Below are 2,487 nucleotides of genomic sequence, written 5' to 3'. Positions count from 1 at the left end.
GTGGCTGTCCGGGGTGTTTTGCTGTGTGTCTGCAGACGGGCGGCTCTGGCGACATTTTGCCAGAGGCAAAAGTCTTGAACCGACCCTGCGGATTCGGCTTATCCATTTCAAAAATTTGCCTGTAAATTTTTCGTTGGCTGTAGGCTGGTGACTGCTGACTAGTGACTGGAAGGGGGTATTCACACCTCCCTCGGATACACCGTCAAAAAATGGTTCTGGGCGTCTTTCAGGGCGGCGATCACCGCCTTCTGGGACAGGGCCAGAAACCGGCTGCGGAGTTCTTCCACCATCCGGTCCATGTCCTTCAGCAGGTTTTTCCCGATCAGGATGTCTTGGAGAAAGGCGATGGTGTCCGCCATGATCATGTTGGCGCTGCAGTGGAGGATCAGGCCGGTGTTCCGCTGGATTACTAGGCTCAGGGTGAAGGTGCCGTACAGGGTATTGATCACATCTTCCCGGGATACTTTGGCCACCCCGGTGACAAAAATGGAATCAGAAGGATAGTGTTTGTCCATAGAGGAAAGCTCCTTTGCAATGAATTGATTTTAGGGTATCACAAAAAGCCGGCAGGGGTCAATGACAGGACGAAAAATTCACAAAATTCTGTTGCACTGCTGACGGGAATATGCTATACTAAACATGTTATGAAGAAAGTATAAGACAACTGGATAAATCCTTATGGATCTGGGAACAGTTTCCCCTGTTTCTGACCGTCTGTAAGGCCTGGATCGGCAGTCCTTCCCCATGGGACTGTCTGTTCAGGCCTTTTTTGTTTGAGTTCAGGAGGTAAAGTATCATGATGCAGGCAAAGCAACCCATTGGCGTAATCGATTCCGGCGTAGGCGGGCTCACCGTCCTGAAATGGCTCCAGGCCAAGCTGCCCCACGAAGATTTCATCTTTATCGGGGATACGGCCCGGACCCCTTACGGCAACCGGCCCCGGGAAGAAATCACCCGGTTTGTGGGAGAGATGACCGACTGGCTGGACAAACGGCACATCAAACAGCTGGTGGTGGCCTGCAATACCATTACGGTGCTGGGGCTGGACGTGATCAAGGGGAACCATTCCTTTGACGTGATCGGCATGGCCAAAGGCGCCCGGATGGTCCCGGGAGTGACGAAGAACAACCGGGTGGGCTTTTTTGCCACGGATTTCACCGTATCCACCGGGGCCCACAAACGGGAAATCCAGCGGATCAGCCCGGAAATCCAGGTGTTCGGACAGGGGTGTCCCAAGTTCGTGCCGCTGATCGAAGGAGAGAAATTCGGCACGCCGGAACTGAAGGCGGCCATCCACGAATATGCGGACAAGCTCCGGGAACATCATGTGGATACGGTACTTCTGTCCTGCACCCATTATCCCTTTGTCCGGAAGGAAATCGAAGAGGAATTCGGTCCGGAAGTGACCATCCTGGATCCGGCGGAACGGACCGCCCAGGATGCTCTGGAAAACCTGGAAAAACGGGGGCTGGCACGGACGGATGGCCTGGGCCGGGCGGAAGTGTGCTTTACCGCCGACCTGGAACGGGGACGGCGGCTGGCGGCCCGGATGCTGGATCTGAGCAAGTGCAGCTTCCATCTGATCGATTTGAAAAAAGATCCGGAACAACCGGAAAAAGAAGGAAAAACGGCGTGAAAGAGGGGGTGCTGCACGTTGCGTGCAACACCCCCTCTTTAAATCACCGCTGCAGTATGATTTCAAAGCAGATGGGCAGGGACATGGCAAAAACCGCCCATCTGCTTTTGTATTCCTTCATGACAATCAGGATCCTCCATACAGTGTAACTATTGATTCAGGTATTTTTTATGCTAGCACAGGGAGAGAGTCATGACAAGGAAAAAGAAAATAGTCGGGGAATGTGGAATTTTTAGAAATGTTCGTATATAATAAAAAGAAATGAAATAATCATTATCAGGCGGGGAGTGAAAAATTATGGAAAACAAAGAACGGCGGGATACCATCCTGGCCATGCTCCGAAAAGCCGACAAACCGGTGACCGGAACGGACATGGCCAGGGTATGCCAGGTAAGCCGTCAGATCATCGTAGGAGACATTGCCCTGCTGCGGGCCAGCGGAACCCCCATCATTTCCACCCCGCGGGGCTATCAGCTCCAGGAGTTCCGGAAACACGGGGTGCAGGAATCCTTCCTGTGCCGCCATGGGGCGGACCAGGTGGAGGCGGAACTGAACGCCATTGTGGATAACGGGGGAGTTGTCCACAATGTGGTTGTGGAACATGAGGTATACGGCTTCATGGAAGGGGAGCTGAACCTCCGGTCCCGGAGAGACGTGCAGCTGTACATCCAGCGGATGAAGGAGACAAAGGCACCGCTGCTGTCCACCATGTCCAACGGAATCCACACCCATCTGGTGGAAACCAACACCGAAGAAGAAATGGAAGCCATCCGCAAAGCCCTGGAGAAACTGGGGGTGCTGGTGGAATAAAAGAAAATGCAAAAGGGGCTGCCGCCTACGCGGCAGCCCCT

At 53.6% G+C, this 2,487-nt stretch carries 3 protein-coding genes; 2 read left to right on the top strand and 1 reads right to left on the bottom strand.

From position 1 onward, the window contains the following. Nucleotides 1–179 precede the first annotated feature (179 nt). A complete protein-coding gene (locus QVO43_RS05650) occupies nucleotides 180–515 on the bottom strand; it encodes a DUF3870 domain-containing protein (protein WP_022487582.1) in 336 nt (111 codons plus the stop codon). A gap of 284 nt (nucleotides 516–799) precedes the next feature. Between QVO43_RS05650 and murI the strand changes: the two genes are divergently transcribed. Together murI and QVO43_RS05640 are read left to right on the top strand one after the other, a co-directional pair. Beyond that, nucleotides 800–1,636, top strand: a complete 837-nt coding sequence (gene murI, locus QVO43_RS05645; RefSeq protein WP_118287216.1) for a glutamate racemase — start codon at nucleotides 800–802, stop codon at nucleotides 1,634–1,636. Between the two features lie 297 nt (nucleotides 1,637–1,933). Continuing rightward, complete coding sequence (locus tag QVO43_RS05640) at nucleotides 1,934–2,446, top strand: transcription repressor NadR (protein ID WP_022487580.1); 513 nt, start codon at nucleotides 1,934–1,936, stop codon at nucleotides 2,444–2,446. The last annotated feature ends 41 nt before the right edge of the window (nucleotides 2,447–2,487 follow it).

The sequence above is a fragment of the Acidaminococcus sp. CAG:542 genome (assembly GCF_000437815.1).
Taxonomy (GTDB): Bacteria; Bacillota; Negativicutes; order Acidaminococcales; family Acidaminococcaceae; genus Acidaminococcus.
This window is presented reverse-complemented; position numbering and strand designations above follow the sequence as displayed.